The organism is Alistipes muris (assembly GCF_943193205.1).
In the GTDB taxonomy this organism is placed as follows: Bacteria; Bacteroidota; Bacteroidia; order Bacteroidales; family Rikenellaceae; genus Alistipes; species Alistipes muris.
In genome coordinates this window covers 24,269-44,312 of record NZ_CALPDD010000011.1, presented here as the reverse complement: position 1 = coordinate 44,312, position 20,044 = coordinate 24,269, and the positions used below count along the sequence as shown (strand labels likewise).

Annotated in this window: 13 protein-coding genes; 12 read left to right on the top strand and 1 reads right to left on the bottom strand. The window is 62.3% G+C overall.

What is annotated here, in order from left to right; translation table 11 throughout:
* Window positions 1–8: 8 nt before the first annotated feature.
* The 7 genes from NFR47_RS07090 (at window position 9) to NFR47_RS07060 (ending at window position 10,240) form a co-directional block, all read left to right on the top strand.
* Window positions 9–1,676, top strand: a complete 1,668-nt coding sequence (locus NFR47_RS07090; protein ID WP_251214878.1) for an alpha-amylase family glycosyl hydrolase — start codon at window positions 9–11, stop codon at window positions 1,674–1,676.
* The gene (locus NFR47_RS07085) at window positions 1,673–3,769 is read left to right on the top strand and encodes an alpha-amylase family glycosyl hydrolase (protein WP_251214877.1); all 2,097 of its coding nucleotides are present in this window, start codon (window positions 1,673–1,675) and stop codon (window positions 3,767–3,769) included. Before NFR47_RS07090 ends, NFR47_RS07085 begins: the two co-directional genes overlap by 4 nt.
* Before the next feature lie 4 nt (window positions 3,770–3,773).
* Window positions 3,774–5,105 (top strand): alpha-amylase family glycosyl hydrolase, encoded by a 1,332-nt coding sequence (locus NFR47_RS07080; RefSeq protein WP_251214876.1) that lies wholly within the window; start codon window positions 3,774–3,776, stop codon window positions 5,103–5,105.
* Between the two features lie 13 nt (window positions 5,106–5,118).
* The gene (locus tag NFR47_RS07075) at window positions 5,119–6,393 is read left to right on the top strand and encodes an alpha-amylase family glycosyl hydrolase (protein WP_251214875.1); all 1,275 of its coding nucleotides are present in this window, start codon (window positions 5,119–5,121) and stop codon (window positions 6,391–6,393) included.
* Between the two features lie 5 nt (window positions 6,394–6,398).
* Entirely contained in the window at window positions 6,399–8,303 is a 1,905-nt protein-coding gene (locus NFR47_RS07070; protein ID WP_251214874.1) for a glycoside hydrolase family 13 protein, read from the top strand.
* Window positions 8,304–8,384: 81 nt separating this feature from the next.
* Entirely contained in the window at window positions 8,385–9,296 is a 912-nt protein-coding gene (locus tag NFR47_RS07065; RefSeq protein ID WP_251214873.1) for a TPM domain-containing protein, read from the top strand.
* A 359-nt stretch (window positions 9,297–9,655) separates the two neighbouring features.
* Complete coding sequence (locus tag NFR47_RS07060; protein ID WP_251214872.1) at window positions 9,656–10,240, top strand: LemA family protein; 585 nt, start codon at window positions 9,656–9,658, stop codon at window positions 10,238–10,240.
* 37 nt (window positions 10,241–10,277) lie between these two features.
* On the opposite strand, the gene NFR47_RS07055 is transcribed toward NFR47_RS07060, so the two are convergent.
* Window positions 10,278–12,647 carry a TonB-dependent receptor gene (locus NFR47_RS07055; RefSeq protein ID WP_251214871.1) on the bottom strand — a complete coding sequence of 790 codons (2,370 nt, stop codon included), beginning with the start codon at window positions 12,645–12,647 and terminating at the stop codon, window positions 10,278–10,280.
* 282 nt (window positions 12,648–12,929) lie between these two features.
* Here NFR47_RS07055 and NFR47_RS07050 point away from each other — a divergent pair, with 282 nt between their 5' ends.
* From NFR47_RS07050 to murI, 5 genes are all read left to right on the top strand, one after another.
* On the top strand, window positions 12,930–13,673 hold the full coding sequence (locus NFR47_RS07050) for a lysophospholipid acyltransferase family protein (RefSeq protein WP_251214870.1): 744 nt from the start codon (window positions 12,930–12,932) through the stop codon (window positions 13,671–13,673).
* Between the two features lie 79 nt (window positions 13,674–13,752).
* Window positions 13,753–15,627, top strand: a complete 1,875-nt coding sequence (locus NFR47_RS07045) for a DNA topoisomerase IV subunit B (protein ID WP_251214869.1) — start codon at window positions 13,753–13,755, stop codon at window positions 15,625–15,627.
* Between the two features lie 31 nt (window positions 15,628–15,658).
* The gene (locus NFR47_RS07040) at window positions 15,659–18,514 is read left to right on the top strand and encodes a DNA gyrase/topoisomerase IV subunit A (RefSeq protein ID WP_251214868.1); all 2,856 of its coding nucleotides are present in this window, start codon (window positions 15,659–15,661) and stop codon (window positions 18,512–18,514) included.
* A gap of 12 nt (window positions 18,515–18,526) precedes the next feature.
* A complete protein-coding gene (locus NFR47_RS07035) occupies window positions 18,527–19,054 on the top strand; it encodes a shikimate kinase (RefSeq protein WP_251214867.1) in 528 nt (175 codons plus the stop codon).
* Window positions 19,055–19,184: 130 nt separating this feature from the next.
* Window positions 19,185–19,961, top strand: a complete 777-nt coding sequence (gene murI / locus NFR47_RS07030) for a glutamate racemase (protein WP_251214866.1) — start codon at window positions 19,185–19,187, stop codon at window positions 19,959–19,961.
* The last annotated feature ends 83 nt before the right edge of the window (window positions 19,962–20,044 follow it).

Below are 20,044 nucleotides of genomic sequence, written 5' to 3'. Positions count from 1 at the left end.
ATTCTGCCATGCTACGTTATTTCCTGCTTTGTGCCGCCTTGCTGGCGGCGGCCTGCAACTCCGACAAACCGGGCGGCATCCCCGGTCCCTCTCCCGAACCTTCCGGCAAGGACATCGTCGACCAGGTGTCGCAGTACGACGCGCGGCCTTTCGACGGCGAGAAGCGCGCCGGGGTCTTCTACGAAATCTATGTCCGTTCGTTCGCCGACAGCGACGGCGACGGCATCGGCGACCTGAACGGCGTCACGGCCAAACTCGATTATCTCGACGACCTGGGCGTGGCGGGCATCTGGCTGCTGCCCATCTACACCTGCGATTCGGAGCACGGCTACGACGTCATCGACTACACGGCCGTCAATCCCGACTACGGCACGCTCGCCGACCTCGAAAACCTCGTCGCCGAGGCTCATAAGCGTAAAATCCGCGTCATCCTCGACTTCGTGCCCAACCACACGTCGCATTATTGCCCGTGGTTCGTCGAGGCCTGCAAGAGTGCGGGCAGCCCTTACCGTGATTTCTACCACTTTTCGCAGACCGCCAAACCGGGGTGGATCGCCGTGCCGTCGGGTACGACCGACTGGTTCTATCAGGGCGTCTTCGACCGTTCGATGCCCGACCTCAACTACGGTCCCGCCGCTTCGTGCGAGCAGAGCGGTGCGTTCGTCGCGCTGACCGACGCCGCCAAGTTCTGGGTCGGCAAGGGGGTCGACGGCTTCCGGCTCGACGCCGTGAAGCACATCTACGACAGCGACACTTCGGACGAGAATCCCACGTGGCTGGGTAAGTTCTATTCCGAGCTCAACGCCCATTTCCAGGGCAAATCGGCTCTCGGGTTCAAGGACATCTACATGGTAGGGGAGTGCTGGATGGCCACCGAGCAGATGGCCGGGTATTACAGGGGATTGCCTGCGCTGTTCGACTTCACGGCGTGGGCCGACCGCCTGCTCTACGCCCTCAAGAACGACCACGCCAAGTGGTTCCCCAAGGACATGATCGCCGAGCGCGAGGTTTTTGCGGCCGAGCGCCCCGATTTCATCCAGGCCACCAAGCTCTCCAACCACGACGAGAGCCGCGCCCGCACCGAGGTCGGAGGTTCGCACGCCGTCTCGCTCCAACGCTGCAAGATGGCTGCGGCCGTGTTGCTCACGTCGGTGGGTTCGCCTTATATCTACTACGGTGAGGAGCTCGGTTTCTTCGGCGACAAGACCGAAAAGGGCGGCGACCGCAACGTGCGCGAGCCGATGCTCTGGAAGCCCAAGGCCGAGGATGCGGAGCGTCCGACCTGGATTTCGTCGACCAAGAACACCGACACGGGCGTGGGCAGCGTGGCCGTGCAGGCCGAAAGCGCCGCATCGCTCTACAACGTCTACCGCAAGTTCATGCGCCTGCGCAACACCTATCCCGCGTTGGCCGAGGGCGCCATCGAGTTGCCCGAGTGGTTCGACGACGCTTCGTCGGCCGACAAGCAGGTGATGGCTTTCTACCGCACGGCCGGAAGCGAGAAGTTGCTGGTCGTGCACAACGTCTCCGCCACGCAGTGCAGCTATGCGTTCAAGGGGGCTGTCGCAGCTCCCGTGGCCGACATGAACGGTGTGGCGCTCTCTTCGCAGGGCGACAGCCATACGCTCACGATGCCGCCTTATTCTTCGATTATCCTGGAAATGCAGTCCCGATGAAACGTTTCGTCTTTTTGTTGGCCGCCGCCGCGCTGGCGTGCGGCTGCCGCAGCCGGGTTTTCCCGGATTTGCCCGCTGCCGGAAATGCGCAGCCCGTCGTCCCCGCCTTGTTGCAGGCGGGCGAAAACCGTTTGTTGCTGACCGATTACTTCCCGCAGTGGGAGCAGGCCGATTCGGTCACTTCCGCAGCGCTGGAGGTGGTTCCGGCCGCCGATGACTGGTCGGAGTTCGTCGTCACGGCGCCCGAGGGGCCGTTCGTCGCCACGTTCGAGGCGTGGACCGGGGGGCGTGCTCTCTCCGTGGCCGCGCTCGGCGGACCGAGGTCCGAAGCGTGGGCCTTCAGCGAGGGGTGCGACGGCCGGAAAGTGTTCGTGAAAACTTCGCAGAAACCCCGCAAGGCGGTGGCTTTGTGGCAGAACTGCCGTCTGCCCGACAAGGCGGTGACCCTCTCGGACGACGGGTTGACCGTCCGCATTCCGGCCGACGCCCGCGCCGCCGGGCGTTCGTGGCTGCGGATTTTCGCCGCGGCCGACGATGCCCGCTTCAACGACCTGCTGATTCCGTTGGCTGACGGCCGCCCCGTGACCGATGCGGCGCAGCTCACGCGCCACGACAAACAGGCGCAGGTGCTCTACTCGTTGATGATCGACCGCTTCGAGAACGGCGACCCCTCCAACGATGCGCCGTTGCGGCGTCCCGACGTGCTGCCGCAGGTCGATTACCAGGGTGGTGACCTGCGCGGCATCGCGCAGCGCATCGAATCCGGATTCTTCGATTCGCTCGGCGTCACGACGCTCTGGATTTCGCCCGTCACGCAGAACCCGCGCGACGCGTGGGGGCTCAACAAGGAGCCGTTCACCCGTTTTTCGGGCTACCACGGCTACTGGCCCATCCATACCACCCGCGTCGACGACCGTTTCGGCACCTCCGACGACCTCCATGCGCTGCTCGCCGTCGCTCATGCGCACGGGATGAATGTCATCCTCGACTACGTGGCCAACCACCTGCACATCCATTCGCCCGTCTTGCAGGCGCATCCCGACTGGGTGACGCCCCTCTATCTGCCCGACGGCCGCAAGAACCTCGAGCTGTGGGACGACGAGCGGCTGACTACGTGGTTCGACGAGCACATTCCCACGCTCGACCTCGAGCGGCCCGAGGTGTGCGGTCCGATGACCGATTCGGCGCTCTACTGGGTCGCCGAATACGACCTCGACGGCTTCCGCCACGACGCCTGCAAGCACATCCCCGAGAATTACTGGCGCATGCTCACCCGCAAGATGAAGCAGCGCTTTCCCGACCGCGACCTGTGGCAGATAGGCGAGACCTACGGTTCGCCCGAGCTGATAGGTTCCTACGTGCGCAGCGGCATGATCGACGCGCAGTTCGATTTCAACGTCTACCATACGGCGCTCGACGTCCTCACGCGGGGCCGTTCGGTGCGGCACCTGGCCGCCGTCGCGGAGCAGTCGCTCGCCGCCTACGGCGCCCACCATACGATGGGCAACATCACGGGCAACCACGACAAGGCCCGTTTGATTTCGCTGGCCGGGGGCGCCCTCTCGCCCGACGAGGACCACAAGGCGGCCGGATGGACGCGCGAAGTGGGCGTGGGCGACAGCATCGGTTACCGCAAGCTGGCTTTGATTCAGGCGCTCAACTGCACCCTTCCCGGCGTGCCCTGCATCTACCAGGGCGACGAGTACGGCGAACCGGGGGCCAACGACCCCGACAACCGCCGGATGATGCGTTTCGACGGTTATTCGCCCCGCGAGCAGGCGCAGCGCGAGCTGACCCGCGCGTTGGTCGGCCTGCGCCGCACGTCGATGCCGCTTCTCTACGGCGACATGACGACCCTCGCGCTGACCGACGAGGTGTGGATTTTCGCCCGCGCCTACATGGGCGAGTTCGTCATCGTCGCGCTCAACACGGGCAACCGCCCGCAGCAGGCCGAGTGCATTCTGCCCGCCCGCTTCGATGAAAATCGAAAATTAAAAGCTAACTTTGGAGCCGCTTTCGGCTTCCGGCCCGACGGTCGTCTTTGCGTAGAGCTCCCGGCCGCCGGATTCGAGATACTGACCGAAACAAAATAAGACTATGAAACGACTTTTCAACCTGCTGTTCGCGGCGCTGCTTCTGGCCGCTTCCTGCACTTCCCGTCCCCAGGCTCCTGCCGAGTGGGCCGGCAGCACCGTACTCTACGAAATGAACGTGCGCCAGTTCACCCCCGAGGGCACTTTCGCCGCCGCCGAACGGCAGCTGCCCCGCCTGCGCGAGCTGGGCGTCGACATCGTGTGGCTCATGCCCGTCTATCCCATCGGCGAAAAGGGCCGCAAGGGGTCGCTGGGTTCCTACTACGCCATCCGCGACTACCGCGCCATCAACCCCGAGTTCGGTACGATGGCCGATTTCGAGCGGTTCCTCGACCGCGCCCACAAGCTGGGCATGCGCGTCATCCTCGACTATGTGGCCAACCACACCTCGCCCGACCATGCGTGGGTGACGGAGATGCCCTCCGAGTGGTACGTGCGCGATTCGACCGGAGTTCCCGTCGTACAGTACGACTGGACCGACATAGCCAAGCTCAACTACGCCACGCCCGCCGTGCGCGAGGCTATGTTCGACGTGCTGAAGTTCTGGACCGACAAGGGCGTCGACGGCTTCCGCTGCGATGCCGCCAAGGAGATGCCCGACGACTTCTGGACCGATGCTTTCGTGCGCCTGCGCGCCGTGCGCCCCGATTTGTTCCTGCTGGCCGAGGCCGAGGGTCCGCAGTTCCATGCCGACGGCTTCGACGCCACCTATGCCTGGGAGCTGCACCATCTGCTCAACAGTATTGCGCAGGGCAAACAGTCGGCCGCCGACCTGCGCGAATTGTTGGGTAAATACGCCGAGGAGTATCCCGCGCAGGCTTTCCGCATGATGTTCACCTCCAACCACGATGAGAATTCGTGGGCCGGCACCGAGTTCGAGCGCATGGGCGATGCCGCCGCAACGATGGCCGCGCTGACCTACGTGTTGCCGCAGAGCCTGCCGCTCATCTACACCGGCCAGGAAATCGGCTACGACCATCGGTTCGCTTTCTTCGAGAAAGACCCCGTCCCGGCGTGGGAGCCCAACCGGTGGACGGCGTTCTATACGAAGCTCAATGCCCTGCGTCATGACAATCCCGCACTGGCAAGCGGTGCCGCTGGCGGCGAAATGGCTTACATGGGCGGTGCCGTCAGCGATTTGATGGCCTTCACACGTACGGCGGGCGACAACAAGGTGGTCTGCTTGTTCAACCTCTCGGCCAGGCAGCAGCCCGTCATTCCGACCGTCGAGGTCGGCGGCGAGTACACCGACGCCATGACCGGAGCGAAACGCACGATCGTCCCCGGCGAGGAGTTCGCCCTCGGTCCGTGGGAATACCTGATATTGGTCAATTAAACTCGATTTTTTAATGCTGCATCCCGATTGGAGTTACCGTTCCGTCCTTTATGAAATGAACGTGCGCCAGCTCACGCACGAGGGTACGTTGCGTGCGGCGGCCGCCCGGCTCGCTTTTCTGCGCGACCTGGGCATCGACGCCGTGTGGCTCATGCCCGTCTGTCCCATCGGCGAGGATGGCCGCAAGGGGTCGTTGGGGTCGTACTATTCGATTCGCGATTACTGCGCCGTCAACTCCGAGTTGGGGACTTTGGAGGATTTCGACGCGTTCGTGACCGAGGCGCACAGGCTCGGCATGAAGGTGTTGTTGGACTGGGTGGCCAATCATACCGCGCGCGATGCCCGTTGGATTACGGAGCACCCCGATTTCTACGTCTACGACGACCAGGGGCGTCCCGCCGTGCCGTGGAACTGGACCGATACGGCCAAGCTCGACTATTCCAACCCCGCAGTGTGGGATGCGCAGGCTGAAGCGATGGAATTCTGGTTGCGGGAACATCATGTCGACGGTTTCCGCTGCGACATGGCCATGCTCGTGCCCGTGGAGTTCTGGAACACCACCGTCCGGCGGCTCAGGCGGACGAAGCCCGATCTTTTCATGCTCGCCGAGGCCGAGGAGACCAACCTCTTCGAGGAGGGGGCGTTCGACGCCTGCTATGCGTGGGAAATGCACCACCTGATGGTCGACGTGGCGCAGCAGCGAACCCGCGTCACCGCGTTGCGCGACTACATCTATGCCGACCGCGAGCGTTATCCCCGTTCGGCCATGCGGCTGGCTTTCACCTCGAACCACGACGAGAATTCGTGGTCGGGTTCGGAGTTCGACCGCTTCGGCGACGCCCGCGAGGCGATGGCCGTCTTCTCGTTCGTCGTGCCGCGCGGCCTGCCGCTCGTCTACACCGGGCAGGAGGTCGGTTACGACCATGCGTTCGCCTTTTTCGACCGCGACCCCATTCCGGTCTACGAGCTCAACGGCTTCACCCGTTTCTATCGGCGTCTCACAAAGTTGCGGCACGAAAACGCCGCCTTGGCGGCCGGGGAGACGGGCGGCGAGATGGTCGAAATCCGCAACAACGCCGAGGACTGCCTGATGACGCTGGTGCGTGAGACGCCCGACAGCCGCGTCGTCGCCATCATGAACCTGTCGCCCTATGCCATCCGCGCCGAGTACGCCACCGGTATCTACGCCGGACGCTACACCGACGCGATGACCGGGGCCGAATATAACCTTCCGGAGTGGGTCGCCGAGGACATGGCGCCCTGGAGTTACCGGATTCTGACCCGATAAAACTTATGAAACTTCTTCGTTTTCTCATATTTCTGGTGTGTATGGCGGTGATTTCCTGCAACAGCGTTCCGCAGTTCGACCCCCGGTCGGTCGGCGATGCCGGGGCCCGCGTGGCCCGCGTCGAGCCCCTTTCGTGGTGGGTGGGCATGCGTACGCCGCTCCAGCTGCTCGTCAACGGCGAGCGCATCGCCGAATGCGCCGTCCGCGTCGAGGGACCGCAGGGCGTGCGCGTCGCTGGCGTCCACAAGGCCGACAGCCCGAATTACCTGTTCGTCGACATAGAGGTCGATGCCAAAGCGGTTCCCGGTACCCGTTACTTGGTCTTTTCGCGCGGCGGGGAGAGCTTCAAGGTCGCTTACGAGTTCGCCGCGCGCCGCGACGGTTCGGCCGACCGCAGGAGCTTCACCACGGCCGATATGATTTACCTGCTGATGCCCGACCGTTTCGCCAACGGCGACCCTTCGATAGATTCGACGCCCGACACGGCCGAGCAGGCCGACCGCAGCGCTTTCTTCGGACGGCACGGCGGTGACTTGCAGGGGATGATCGACCGCCTCGACTATATCGCCGGGCTGGGTGCCACGGCCGTCTGGGCCACGCCCTTGCTGCTCGACAACGAGCCCGCCGCGTCGTACCACGGCTACGCTTGCGCCGACTATTACCGCATCGACCCGCGTTTCGGTACGAACGACCTTTACCGCGACTATGCGGCCGCCTGCCACCGCCGCGGGCTCAAGGTCATCATGGACATCGTGACGAACCATTGCGGCGCGGCCCATTGGTGGATGGCCGACCTGCCCTTCGCCGATTGGGTGCACCGTTTTCCCGAGTACACGCAGACCAACAACCTCTTTTCGGCCAACATGGACCCCAACGCCTCTCAGTACGACCTGCGGGTGCAGGAGGGCGGTTGGTTCGACCGCATGATGCCCGACATGAACCTCGACAATCCGTTCCTGCTGCGTTATTTCCAGCAGTGGGCCGTGTGGTGGGTCGAGTTCGCCGACCTCGACGGGCTGCGCGTCGATACCTATCCCTACAACGAAAAGGGCCCCATGAGCGAGTGGTGCGCCGCCGTGTTGCGTGAGTACCCCAATCTCAATATCGTCGGCGAGTGCTGGACGGCCGACGTGCCCCAGCTCGCCTACTGGCAGGGCGGCAACCCCAACCGCGACGGCTTCGATTCGCACCTGCCGTCCATCATGGACTTTCCCCTGCGCGATGCCATTTGCGCCGCGCTGCCCTCCGATTCGCTCCGTTGGGGCGAGGGGATGATTCGGGTCTACAACGCCTTGTCCGACGACTTCGTCTACCACGACCTTTCGCGCATGATGATTTTCGCGGGCAACCACGACACCGAGCGCGTGGCCGACTTGGTGCGCGGCGACGTCGGGCGGGCCAAAATCGCCATGACCTTGCTGGCTACGATGCGCGGCATCCCTCAGATCTTCGCGGGCGACGAGCTGCTGTTCCGCTCCGCCGACCTCTCGCAGGGCCACGGCGGGCTGCGCATCGACTTCCCCGGCGGCTGGGCCGGCGATGCGGTCGACTTGTTCGACCCTGCACAGCGCAAGGGGGCCGCGGCCGAGCTTTACGAGCACACGAGCCGCCTGTTCAACTGGCGCAAGACCAAGCCCGTCATCCATTCAGGGCGGACGCTCCATTTCGCCGCGCGCGACAACACCTATGCCTATTTCCGTTACGACGATACCGATGCTGTCTTCGTCTTCGTCAACAATTCGCGCGGCCGCAAGGCGGTGCCATGGTCGCACTACGCCGAAATCGCGCAGTCGCTCTCCGTGCAGGGGCACGACGTGCTGACCGGAGAGCAGGTCACGGTGAGCGATTCCACCTTCGTTCCGGCACGCTCGGCGTTGGTGGTCGAATTCCGCCGCAACGGACGCAAATAGGCCGTCCGGTCGCGGTTCTTGTTAAAAAGCGTCCGTTCGGGGCGCTTTTTTTGCAGGGTTTTTCGTATCTTCGCTCAGAATATGAAACGTTTTATCCTTATAGTGCTGCTGGCGGCCGTCTCCGCGACGGTCGGCGCGCGTACGTGGAAGCCCGGCGAGGTGCCCAACGTGCAGCTTGCCGACAGGACCCGCTATGTCTCCAACCCCGATGGAATTCTTTCGGATGCGGCTGTGGCCCGGATCGATTCGGTGTGTGCCGCGCTGCGGGCGCAGGGGCTTGCGCAGGTGGCTGTGGCGGCGCTCGACGACATCGAGGGCGGCGACCCCTTTACCTTCGCCATGCAGCTGTTCGGCAGTTGGGGCGTGGGTCGCAAGGATGTCGACAACGGACTGGGGATTTTGCTGGTCGAGCGCCTGCACGAAATCCGTTTCGTCACAGGACCGGGCCTGGAGGGCGTCTTGCCCGATGCCCTCTGCAAGCGAGTTCAGCTCAATTTCATGTTGCCTTATTTCCGCGAGGGCAACTACGACGCAGGCATGGTGGCGGGGGTCGAGGCCGTGGCCGAGTTGCTTCGTAACGGTGAGCTCGACTTCGGCCCCGAGCCGGAGGAGGAAGAATTGCCGCTTTGGCTGACTTTGTTGATTCTCTGCACTCTTGGGGGAATGCTTGTGTTGGTGCTGGTCTTGCTTGACAGCCAAAGCAGGCGTTGTCCCCGGTGCAGGAAACGCACGCTGGAACTGCGCGACAAACAGGTGTTGTCCGTCACGCCGCGTTACGAGCAGATCGAATATACGTTCGTCTGCTCCAATTGCGGCAAGGTCGTCAAGCGCAGCGTCCGCAATTCGCGCGGCAACGGTTTCGGCAGCGGGCCTTTCATCGGCGGTTTCGGCGGTGGGCTCGGCGGCGGCTTCGGAAGCGGAGCGGGCGGTTCGTTCGGAGGTGGTTTCGGCGGCGGTTCGTTCGGCGGGGGCGGCGCAGGTTCAAGGTGGTGATAATGTTGTATTTACGGATATTATAGTGGTCAAATATCTGCAATATGGACTTCAGAATAGCAGATGCAAAATATTCCTCACTTGGCGTTGTAGCCGTTAAACGGAGGACGGATTAAAAGCGTCGACGCAGGGGCCGGTTTGCTTGCAAACCCGCGTCAGGCGCCCGGAGTAGCTTTTAGTTCGTCCGCAGTAGGCGGAGACGCCGTGAGGAGAGGTTTTTCCGCCGCTTTTTGCCGGAACAAAAAGCGGCAAAAGAACGCCGGAGCGGAGCTCGGAAAGCTACCTAAACCGATAGATTGTTGCGGGTTGAACAGCCTTTGCAATGATGCGTCGACTTATAAATTTCAAATTATAGCGCAATGAAAAAATGGATTTGGATTGCCGTGGCGGCCGTGGTCGTGCTCGGCGCATTCTGGTTTTACCGGACTTACAACGGTTTCGTCCGCATGGACGAGGAGGTGAAAACCGCCTGGGCGCAGGTCGAGACGCAGTACCAGCGCCGTTCGGACCTGATTCCCAACTTGGTCAATACGGTCAAGGGCTATGCCGCCCACGAGCGTGAAACGCTCGAAGGGGTGGTCGAGGCCCGTGCCAAGGCTACGTCGGTCAATCTTTCGGTCGACGAGCTCACGCCCGAGACCATGGCCCGGTTCCAGCAGGCGCAGGAGGGTGTGCGTTCGGCTTTGGGCCGGCTGCTCGTGGTCGCAGAGCGTTATCCCGACCTCAAGGCCAACCAGAATTTCCAGGAGTTGCAGGCGCAGTTGGAGGGCACCGAAAACCGCATCGCCGTGGCACGCGAGCGTTTCAATACGACGGTTCGGGGTTACAACGTTGCTGTGCGCAGATTCCCCGCCGTCATCGTCGCCAGGATGTTCGGTTTCGGCGAGAAGCCTTACTTCACGGCCGATGCCGCCGCCGCACAGGCGCCCTTCGTGGAGTTTTAGGCGCGGTCGCCCGACAGTTTCCAGCCGTCTGTATTCGTTACAGACGGCTTTTTTCTTCGGCCGAGCCTGCTTCCACGTTTCGGTGGCGGAACGCCTTGCCCGTTCGGAAGCGATAGCTCAGCGACAGTTGGTAGGTGCGGCTGTTCCAGGTTTGGACGGCGTCGACATGGCGTACGAAGCCGTCACCGCGGGCTCCGATTTTCTGAACCGGTGGGGCTATGGGGTTGCGGACCGTGAAAGCAACCGTGAGATTGTCGCCGAAGCGTTTCTTGATGCCGGCGTCGGTGAAGTGCATCTCTTCGACCCAGCAGTTGCCCAGCACCACGCGGCTCTGGTAGCGGTAGGAGAGGTCGATGTAGAACTTCGCCGGCAGGGTGAAGGTCATCGAGGCGCTCGCGTAGCCGAAATTGTAGTGTTCTTCGGGGCTGTTCCGGCCGATGCGCTGGCCTTGGCGGATGTAGGTTCCGTTGAGGTTGACCGACCACCAGCGGGTCGGCTGCAGCGGGATGCTGGCCGAAGCGTAGTAGCTTTTCGTCGTGTCGAAGTTGACCCACACGATTTGCAGCATGTCGGGGTTGGTCGGGTCGGGCTGTATGGTCTGCTGGATTTCGTCGGTCTGGACCGTCACGCCGCCCGTGAGCGTATATTTGTGGGCCAGCACCAGGGTCAGGCTTACATCGTGTTTGTAGGAGGGTTCGAGTTCCGGGTTGCCCGTCTGATAGGTGTAGTCCGAAATCTGCACGCGCTGCGGATTGAGACACCAGAAGCGCGGCCGTCCGATGGTGCGGGCATACTGGCCGATGAGCGAGTAGGCGCCGTCGCGGGTGAGCGCATAGGAGACGCTGGCGTTGGGGAAGAGCGAAAAATAGTCTTGCCGGGTGCCGTCGTTCTTGCCCGCCGTGCGGGTGTATTCGCCGCGCAGTCCGGCCACCGCGCTCCAGCGGCCGAGGTTCGCCGCAACAATGCCGTAGACCGCCGCGATATGTTCCGTGTAGTCGAGCCGGAAGCTGTGGGCCTCGTCGCGCAGCCATGTTTCGGCCGGGCGGTATTCGTAGAGCGCATGGTTGCGCATGTCGTTGTAGGTGTACTTGGCTCCGGCCCGCAGCGTCCATTTCGGGCCGAAATGCTTGTCGAGGGCCAGCGTGGCGGTCGCAACGTTGTAGTGCGCCGTCGAGCGGTTGCGGTAGAGCGAATCGAGCGTGCCGCCGGGCGAGGCGATGCGGCTGGAATTGTCGTTGCCCGAATCCGAGGAGCGGAGGTTGTAGTCGGCCAGCAGCTTGAGGGTCGAGCCCGCGGTGTCGAGCTTGAAGATGTAGTTGAACGTCGCCGAAAGGTTGTTCTGCCGGTTGTGGGCATCGTAGCGGCTCTCGGTGCGGGTCGGGATGCCGGCGGCCGTGAAATCGGTGTGGGTGTCGTTGATGCCCGGTTCGTTGGTGCGCCAGTAGTCGGCTTCGAGCCCGATGCTGTGTTTCGGGGTCAGTTCGCAGATGCCGCCCGCCTTGAATCCGTAGTTGCGCGGACGTCCCTTGGTGCGCGAGTGCGATTCGAGCCGGGTGTCGCCTGCCGTATAGCGGGTCAGTTCGTCGGAGCGGAACGTGGCGTTTTGCAGGTGGCCCCAGGCATTGGCGTAGAAGTCGAAGCGTTCCGAATGGTGGTTGACGCTGGCTTGCGGCTTCAGCCCATGGCTCCATTCGCCCGCTTGGGCGGCCAGCGATACCGAGCCCTCGGTGCCCTGTTCGCGGCGCTTGCGGAGGGTGATGTGGATGACGCCGCCCGACGAATCGGCGTCGTAGTCGGCCCCGGCCATCGGGATGACCTCGATTTTCTGGATGTCCTCGGCCCGCAGCGATTGGAGGTAGCTCAGCAGCTGGTCGGGCTCCATGCGCAGTTCGCGGTCGTTGACGTAGACTTTCGAGCCCGATTTGCCGTTGATCGAAATCTTGTCGCCGTCCATCCAGATGCCCGGTGCCAGCTTGAGCGCTTCGATGCCGTCCCGGCCGAGCATCGCCGGAGTGTTGGCTACGTCGACCACGAAGCGGTCGGCTTCGCGGCGGATAAGCTGGGCGCTTACCACTACATCGTCGATTTGCGTGGCGGCGGCGCTGAGTGTCAGGTCGCCCAGGTCGGTCGGCGATTCGATGCGCACCTCGCGTTCCAGCGGCTCGAATCCGATGAACCGGATGGAGAGGGTGTAGTCGCCCGCCGGAACTTTCAGCGCGAAGCGGCCCTCGGTGTCGGTGGCCATGCCGGTTACCTGTTCGCCGTTTTGCAGCAGCACGACCGTGGCATATTCCACGGCCTGGCCCTCTTCGGTCACCACGCGGCCCGTGGCAGGGTAGTTTTGCGCCCCGAGGGCCCGCAGAACGGTCATTATTACAATCACGATGAAGGCGGCCAGTTTTTTCATATCTTTTGTTGTTGATTATTTTCTGTTCGTTATATCTCGACAGTGCAAAGATATGATAAAATAATTATACTATGCAATGCAAAGTACTTGATTTTTGCGAAAATTTTCGATACCTATTTATATAAAGTTAATTAATCGGTGCCGTTGTTCGTCGGGGCAGGGTCCTGCCGCTGTTCGGGCATGTGCGGGAAATTACGAGAAAACGCCACGGCCCGGTGGTTATTCCGGGAAAAATTCCTACTTTTGCACGATATTGAACCGAATTTCCTTTGCCCGAACGTTATGTTGAGTGCTTTATATTATCTGTTTCTGGTGGCTCTGTGCACGGTCTTCATGCTTCTGTCGGCCGTCGCGCTGGTCGTATGCTGGCCGTTCGACAAGGCGCGCCGCACGGTCCACGAACTTTCGCGCGTGTTGGTCCGCATCTTCTTTTTCATTCCGCCGTTCTGGCGGCAGCGGGTCATCGGCCGCGAGTACGCCGACCGGAGCAAGAGCTATGTCATCGTGCTGAACCACAACACAGTAATCGACATCCCGGCGCTTTACTGCATCCCGCTCAATTTCCGGTGGGTTTCCAAGCGCGAGATTTTCAAGGTGCCTTTCTTCGGGCAGTTCCTCGTGTTGCACGGCGACATCTGCATAGACCGCGGGCGTGCCGCCGAAGCCAAGGAGCAGATGGTGCGCGAGGGGTGCAAATGGATTCGCCGCGGCGCTTCGGTGGCGGTGTTCCCCGAGGGTACGCGTTCCAAGGACGGCGAGATACACCGTTTCAAAACCGGGGCTTTCGCCTTGGCCAAGGAGGCCGGGGTGGGGATTCTGCCCGTGGTGCTGGACGGGACTGCGACACTCATCAAGAAGAATTTCCTTTTCAACTGGCGCAACCGCATCACCGTGCGCGTGCTGCCGCCCGTCGAAGCCGCTGCGGTCGCCGCAACCGAGGTCCACGAGCTGGCACAGCAGGTCCACGACGACATGGCGGCCGCCCTGGCGGAAATTAAAAATGAAAAATTAAAAATGAAAAATTGAATTTCGCCCTATCCCGGTCGGTTCCGGTCGGTCGGGGCTCGATTTTTAATTCTTCATTCTTAATTTTTAATTCGATATTATGGCAGATTTACTTACCAATAATTCCCCCGAAAACTACGGCGACGACGCCATCGTGACCCTTTCGCCGCGCGAGCACATCCGCCTGCGGCCCGGTATGTATATCGGTAAGCTGGGCGACGGTTCGCAGGCCGACGACGGTATCTACGTCCTCATCAAGGAGGTGGTCGACAACTCCGTCGACGAGTTCATCATGGGCGCCGGGCACCAGGTCGACATCACCATCGAGGACCGTGTCGTGACGGTCCGCGACTACGGGCGCGGCATCCCCCTCAAGTCGCTTTCGGCGGCCGTCTCCGAAATGAATACGGGCGGCAAGTACGGCGGTTCGGCGTTCAAGAAGACCGTGGGTCTCAACGGCGTCGGCGTCAAGGCCGTCAACATGCTTTCGTCCGAGTTCGAGGCCCGGTCGGTGCGCGACGGCGAGGCCCGCACCGTCACCTTCGCCAAGGGGTTGGAGCAGAGCGACCGCTGGGAGTCGGGCGTCGGCGAGCCCAACGGTACGCTGATTCGGTTCCGGGTCGACGAGGAGGTGTTCGGTCCCTACGATTACAACCTCGAATACGTCGAGCAGCTCGTCCGCAACTATACCTACCTCAATCTGGGGCTCACGTTCAATTTCAACGGCACGGCCTACGTCTCCAAGAACGGTCTGCTGGACCTCTTGAACGAGAACATGACCGAGGACCCGCTCTATGCCCCGGTCCATCTGTCGGGCGACGACATCGAGATTGCCATCACCCACGGCACGGGCTACGGCGAGAATTACTATTCGTTCGTCAACGGCCAGTACACTTCGCAGGGCGGTACCCACCAGGCGGCGTTCCGCGAGGCCATCGCCAAGACCGTCAAGGAGTTTTTCCGCAAGGACTACGACCCGCTCGACATCCGCACCTCCATCATCGCCGCCATTTCGGTCAAGGTCACCGACCCCGTCTTCGAGTCGCAGACCAAAATCAAGCTCGGTTCCAAGGAGATAGAGCCCGGGGTTTCGATGCGCAACTTCGTGATGGATTTCCTGACCAAGCACCTCGACGACTACCTCCACAAGCACCCCGAGACGGCGCAGATTCTTCAGAAGAAAATCGTCGAGAACGAGAAGGAGCGCAAGGCCATTTCGGGTATCCAGAAAAAGGCGCGCGAGACCGCCAAAAAGGTGTCGCTCAACAACCGCAAGCTGCGCGACTGCAAGATTCACCGCACCGACAAGAGCGAGTTGGCCGAGCGGTCGATGATTTTCATCACCGAGGGCAATTCGGCGTCGGGTTCCATCACCAAGTCTCGCGACGTGCGTACGCAGGCCGTTTTCTCGCTGCGCGGCAAGCCGCTCAACTGCTTCGGGCTCACCAAGAAGGTGGTCTACGAAAACGAGGAGTTCAACCTCTTGCAGGCGGCGCTCAACATCGAGGAGGAGATCGACAACCTGCGTTACGAAAAGGTCGTCATCGCCACCGATGCCGATGTCGACGGCATGCACATCCGGTTGCTCATTACCACGTTCTTCCTCCAGTTCTTCCCCGACGTCATCCGCCGCGGCCACCTCTATATCTTGCAGACCCCGCTGTTCCGCGTCCGTAACAAGAAGGAGACCCATTATTGTTATTCGGAGGAGGAGCGGTTCAAGGCGCTCAAGCAGTGCGGCGCCAACGCCGAAATCACGCGCTTCAAAGGTCTGGGCGAGATTTCGCCCGACGAGTTCCGCGAATTCATCGGCGAGGGGATGCGGCTCGACCGGGTGCGCATCACCAAGGACGACCCCATCCACGACCTGCTGGAGTTCTACATGGGCAAGAACACCTTCGAGCGGCAGGGCTTCATCATCGACAACCTGCGCATCGAGGAAGACCTCGTGGAGCAGGACCTGGCTCTTTCGTAATTCATAATTCACAATTCATAATTCAGAATTGATGTCTCAAGATAAAGATAGAATCCATCCCGAAGAGGAGTTCAACGGGGAGCCCGCGGCGTCCGGAACCGTCGGCGACGGGGCTGCCGAAGCACCCGCCGGCGCATCCGATGCGGACGATGCCGAAGCGCCTGCCGCCCCGGCCAGGAGCGGCAAGTACGACCGTCTGACGCAGGAGGAGGGCGGGGTGCGCAAGCTCACAGGCATGTACAAGAACTGGTTCCTCGATTACGCATCGTATGTCATCCTCGAACGCGCCGTGCCCCATGTCGAGGACGGTCTGAAGCCCGTGCAGCGGCGTATTCTCCACGCCATGAAGACCGTCGACGACGGCCGCTACAACAAGGTGGCCAACATCGTCGGGCAGACCATGCAGTACCATCCCCACGGCGACGCTTCCATCAAGGATGCCCTCGTGCAGCTGGGGCAGAAAGAGCTGCTGATAGACTGCCAGGGCAACTGGGGCAACATCCTCACGGGCGACGAGGCCGCCGCAGGCCGTTACATCGAGGCGCGTCTGTCGAAATTCGCCCTCGACGTGGTTTTCAACAAGAAGACCACCGAGTGGATGCGTTCCTACGACGGCCGCAACGAGGAGCCCGTCACGCTGCCCATCAAGTTCCCGCTGCTGTTGGCCCAAGGGTCGGACGGCATCGCCGTGGGTTTGGCGTCGAAGATTCTGCCGCACAACTTCAACGAGCTTATCGACGCCTGCATCGCCCATCTGGAGGGGCGCGACTTCGAGCTCTATCCCGATTTCCCCACGGGCGGCACGGCCGACGTGAGCCGTTACAACGACGGTCTGCGGGGCGGGGCGGTCAAGGTGCGGGCGCGCATCTCGAAAATCGACAAGCGCACCCTTGCCATCACCGAAATACCCTATACCACCACCACCGAATCCATCAAGGAGTCGATTATCAAGGCCAACGAAAAGGGCAAAATCAAGATCCGCAAGGTCGACGACAACACGGCCGACAAGGTCGAAATCGTCATCCAGGTGGCTCCCGACGAATCGTCGGACAAGACCATCGACGCGCTCTACGCCTTTACCGACTGCGAGGTCTCCATCTCGCCCAACGCCTGCGTCATCTGGGAGGAGAAGCCCCATTTCCTCGGGGTGCGGGAGATTCTGCGCCGTTCGGCCGACCACACCAAGTGGCTGCTGGGCCGCGAGCTCGAAATCCGGCTCGGCGAGCTGAACGAGGCTTGGCACGCTGCGTCGCTCGAGCGCATCTTCATCGAAAACAAGCTCTACCAGCTTATCGAGGGGTGCAAGACCCGCGAAGCGGCCTATGCCGCTGTCGACAAGGGGCTGGCGCCGTTCAAGAAGCTGCTGCGCCGCGAGGTGACCATCGACGACGTGCAGCGGCTCACCGAACTGCGATTCATCCGCATTTCGCGCTACGACACCGAAAAGGCCGACAACGAGATCAAGCAGATCGAGGAGCAGATAGCGCAGACCAAGCACGACATCGAGCACCTCACGGCCTACGCCGTGGCCTACTACCGCCGCATCCGCGAGAAATACGGCGCCGGCCACGAACGCCGCACCGAACTGCGCGAGTTCGATTCCATCGAGGCTACGAAAGTCGCCGTCACGAACGCCAAGCTCTACGTCGACCGTGCCGAGGGTTTCTTCGGCATCGGCAAGTCGATGAAGGACGCCGAGTTCGTCTGCGACTGCTCGGACATCGACGACGTCATCGTCTTCACCAAGGACGGCCGCTACGTCATCACCAAGGTCTCGGACAAGGCGTTCTTCGACAAGGGCATCTATTACATCGGCGTCTTCAAGCGCAACGACGAGCGGACCATCTACAACGTGCTCTACCGCGACGGCCGCAATGGTCCGATTCTGATGAAGCGCTGCGCCATCAAGTCCGTCACGCGCGACAAGGAATACGACATGACCAAGGGGACGCCGCGCAGCGAGATTCTCTACATGTCGGTCAACCCCAACGGCGAGGCCGAGGTGCTGAAGGTCTACTTCAAGCCCCGTCCGCGGCTCAAGAAGGTGATCGTCGACCTCGATTTCTCGACCCTCGCCATCAAGGGGCGCCAGAGCCAGGGCAACCTCTTCTCGCGCTACGGCATCCACAAAATCGTCTTGAAGGAGCGCGGCGTCTCGACGCTCGGCGGCCAGAGCGTCTGGTTCGACGAGGACGTGCGGCGGCTCAACGCCGACGGGCGCGGCAAGCTCCTCGGCGAGTTCAAGGGCGACGACAAGCTGATTGTCTGGACCTCCAGGAACCAATATTATATTACCGGTTACGACCTCGCCCAGCACTTCCCCGACGAGACCGTGCGGGTCGACCGCTTCGAGGCCGGATGCGTTTACAGCGTCTGCTACTTCGACCGCGCGCAGGGTTATTATTATATGAAGCGTTTCACGGCCGAAGCCACCGACAAGTTGCAGTTCTTCCTCGACGAGGAGGGGCAGTCCGACTTCGTCTGCGTCACCGACCGCGCGGGCGCCCGCCTGGAGATAACCTACAAGGGGGCCCATGCTTCGCGCCCGGCCGACGAAATCGACGTCGACGGGTTCGTGGGGGTCAAGAGCCACCGCGCCAAGGGCAAGCGGCTGACTACTTTCGAGGTCGCGTCGCTGCGGTTCATCGAGCCCGCGCTTCCTCCGCAGCCCGAACCCGGGCCGGACGACGAGGAGACGGCCGCGGCGGATTTCGACCTTGCCGAAGATGCCGGGCTTGCCGGTGAGGGGCCGGAAGATTCCGAGGTTTCGGCGCCGCAGGCCGGTGCTGCGCAGGCGTCGGTCTCCGACGAAGTGGCTTTCGAGGTCGAACGGCCCCGCGGCGATGCCGACGAGGTGATCGACCCCGAGCAGTTGGATTTGTTCTGACTTCCGACGGTTATGCGTCCGCTTTTCTTGGTCGGGTACATGGGTTGCGGCAAGAGCACCCTTGCGCGCAAGATTGCGCGGCGGCTCGGCGTGGAGGCGGTCGATACCGACCGGGCGGTGGAGGAGCGGGAGGGAGCGACCGTCGCCGACATCTTCCGCTACGAGGGCGAGGAGCGTTTCCGCGAGGTCGAGCGCGAAGTGCTCGAACGGCTGATCGCCGACCCCGCGACGAGGGTGGTCTCCACGGGCGGAGGGCTTCCGCTGTGGCGCGACAACATGGCCCGGATGAACGAAGCCGGAACAACGGTCTACCTGCGGCGCTCCGCCGAGCAGATCGCGCGGCGCCTTTCACCCTACGGACGGCAGAAGCGGCCCCGCCTGCGGGGTTTGTCCGACGGCGAGCTGGTCGGCTTCATGGCCCGCGACATCGCCGAGCGCGAACCTTGCTACGCACAGGCCCGGTGGGTGTTCGACTGCGACGCCTTGTCGGACGACGAAGTGGCGGAAAACATATTAAGCAAAATTAAAAATGAAAAATGAAGAATGAAAAATCGGCCCCGGCGGCGTTTCGGACTTCATCGGCAGGGTCCCCGGTTCTGGCTGGTACGTTCTGCGGATTCCGACCCTTGCGGCCGAAAGATTTTTAATTTTTCATTCTCGATTTTTAATTATGAATAGCGCTCCCATAGCCATCTACGATTCGGGGCTGGGCGGTCTGACCGTCTGGCGCGAGGTGCGGCGTGCGCTGCCCGGCGAATCGCTCCTCTACCTGGGCGACGGTAAGAACTGCCCCTACGGGTCGCGGCCGCGCGAGGAGATTGTCCGGCTCGCTGACGAGGCGGTCGCCGCGTTGGTCGCCCGGGGGTGCAAGCTCGTGGTCGTCGCCTGCAATACCGCTACGGCCGCCGCCATCGACTTCCTGCGCGGGAAATACGCTCCCATGCCCATCGTCGGCATGGAGCCTGCCGTCAAGCCCGCCTGCTTGGCCACCCGTAGTGGGGTGGTGGGGGTGCTGGCCACCGAGCGCAGTCTCGACGGCGACTTGTTCCGCCGCACGGCCGCGCTCTACGGCAGGGGCATCGAGGTCGTCACGGCTCCCGGCCGGGGATTCGTCGAGTTGGTCGAGAGCGACCGCGAAGCGACGCCCGAAGCCGAGGAGTGCGTGCGCCGGGCCGTCGAGCCCATGTTGGAGCGCGGCGCCGACCAGATTGTGCTGGGCTGTACGCATTATCCGTTCCTGCTGCCCGTGTTGGAGCGCATCGTCGCGGGGCGCGGCGTCGCCATCGTCGACCCGTCGCCCGCCGTCGCCCGTCGCGTCGCCGAGTTGCTCGACCGCTACGGGCTTCGGGCCGCCGCGGACCATGTGCCCGCTTGCGAGTTCCTCACTTTCGCCGACGAAGCCTACCGTTCGCGCCTGGAAATGAAAGCGATGGGTTCGCGCGGCTGATTCCCTCCGTCAGATTTCGGGCGTTGCAGGTCCGGAAATCCGAAAATTTTTGCTACCTTCGCTCGGTCGAATTCTCAGTCAGG

Excerpts from the sequence above, each read along its gene's own strand:
- NFR47_RS07045 (WP_251214869.1), top strand. The coding sequence starts at position 13,753 with ATGGCAGATTTACTTACCAATAATTCCCCCGAAAACTACGGCGACGAC.
- NFR47_RS07085 (WP_251214877.1), top strand. The coding sequence starts at position 1,673 with ATGAAACGTTTCGTCTTTTTGTTGGCCGCCGCCGCGCTGGCGTGCGGC.
- NFR47_RS07035 (WP_251214867.1), top strand. The coding sequence starts at position 18,527 with ATGCGTCCGCTTTTCTTGGTCGGGTACATGGGTTGCGGCAAGAGCACC.
- NFR47_RS07040 (WP_251214868.1), top strand. The coding sequence starts at position 15,659 with ATGTCTCAAGATAAAGATAGAATCCATCCCGAAGAGGAGTTCAACGGG.
- NFR47_RS07070 (WP_251214874.1), top strand. The coding sequence starts at position 6,399 with ATGAAACTTCTTCGTTTTCTCATATTTCTGGTGTGTATGGCGGTGATT.
- NFR47_RS07090 (WP_251214878.1), top strand. The coding sequence starts at position 9 with ATGCTACGTTATTTCCTGCTTTGTGCCGCCTTGCTGGCGGCGGCCTGC.
- NFR47_RS07050 (WP_251214870.1), top strand. The coding sequence starts at position 12,930 with ATGTTGAGTGCTTTATATTATCTGTTTCTGGTGGCTCTGTGCACGGTC.
- NFR47_RS07065 (WP_251214873.1), top strand. The coding sequence starts at position 8,385 with ATGAAACGTTTTATCCTTATAGTGCTGCTGGCGGCCGTCTCCGCGACG.
- NFR47_RS07075 (WP_251214875.1), top strand. The coding sequence starts at position 5,119 with ATGCTGCATCCCGATTGGAGTTACCGTTCCGTCCTTTATGAAATGAAC.
- NFR47_RS07080 (WP_251214876.1), top strand. The coding sequence starts at position 3,774 with ATGAAACGACTTTTCAACCTGCTGTTCGCGGCGCTGCTTCTGGCCGCT.
- NFR47_RS07060 (WP_251214872.1), top strand. The coding sequence starts at position 9,656 with ATGAAAAAATGGATTTGGATTGCCGTGGCGGCCGTGGTCGTGCTCGGC.
- NFR47_RS07055 (WP_251214871.1), bottom strand. The coding sequence starts at position 12,647 with ATGAAAAAACTGGCCGCCTTCATCGTGATTGTAATAATGACCGTTCTG.
- murI (WP_251214866.1), top strand. The coding sequence starts at position 19,185 with ATGAATAGCGCTCCCATAGCCATCTACGATTCGGGGCTGGGCGGTCTG.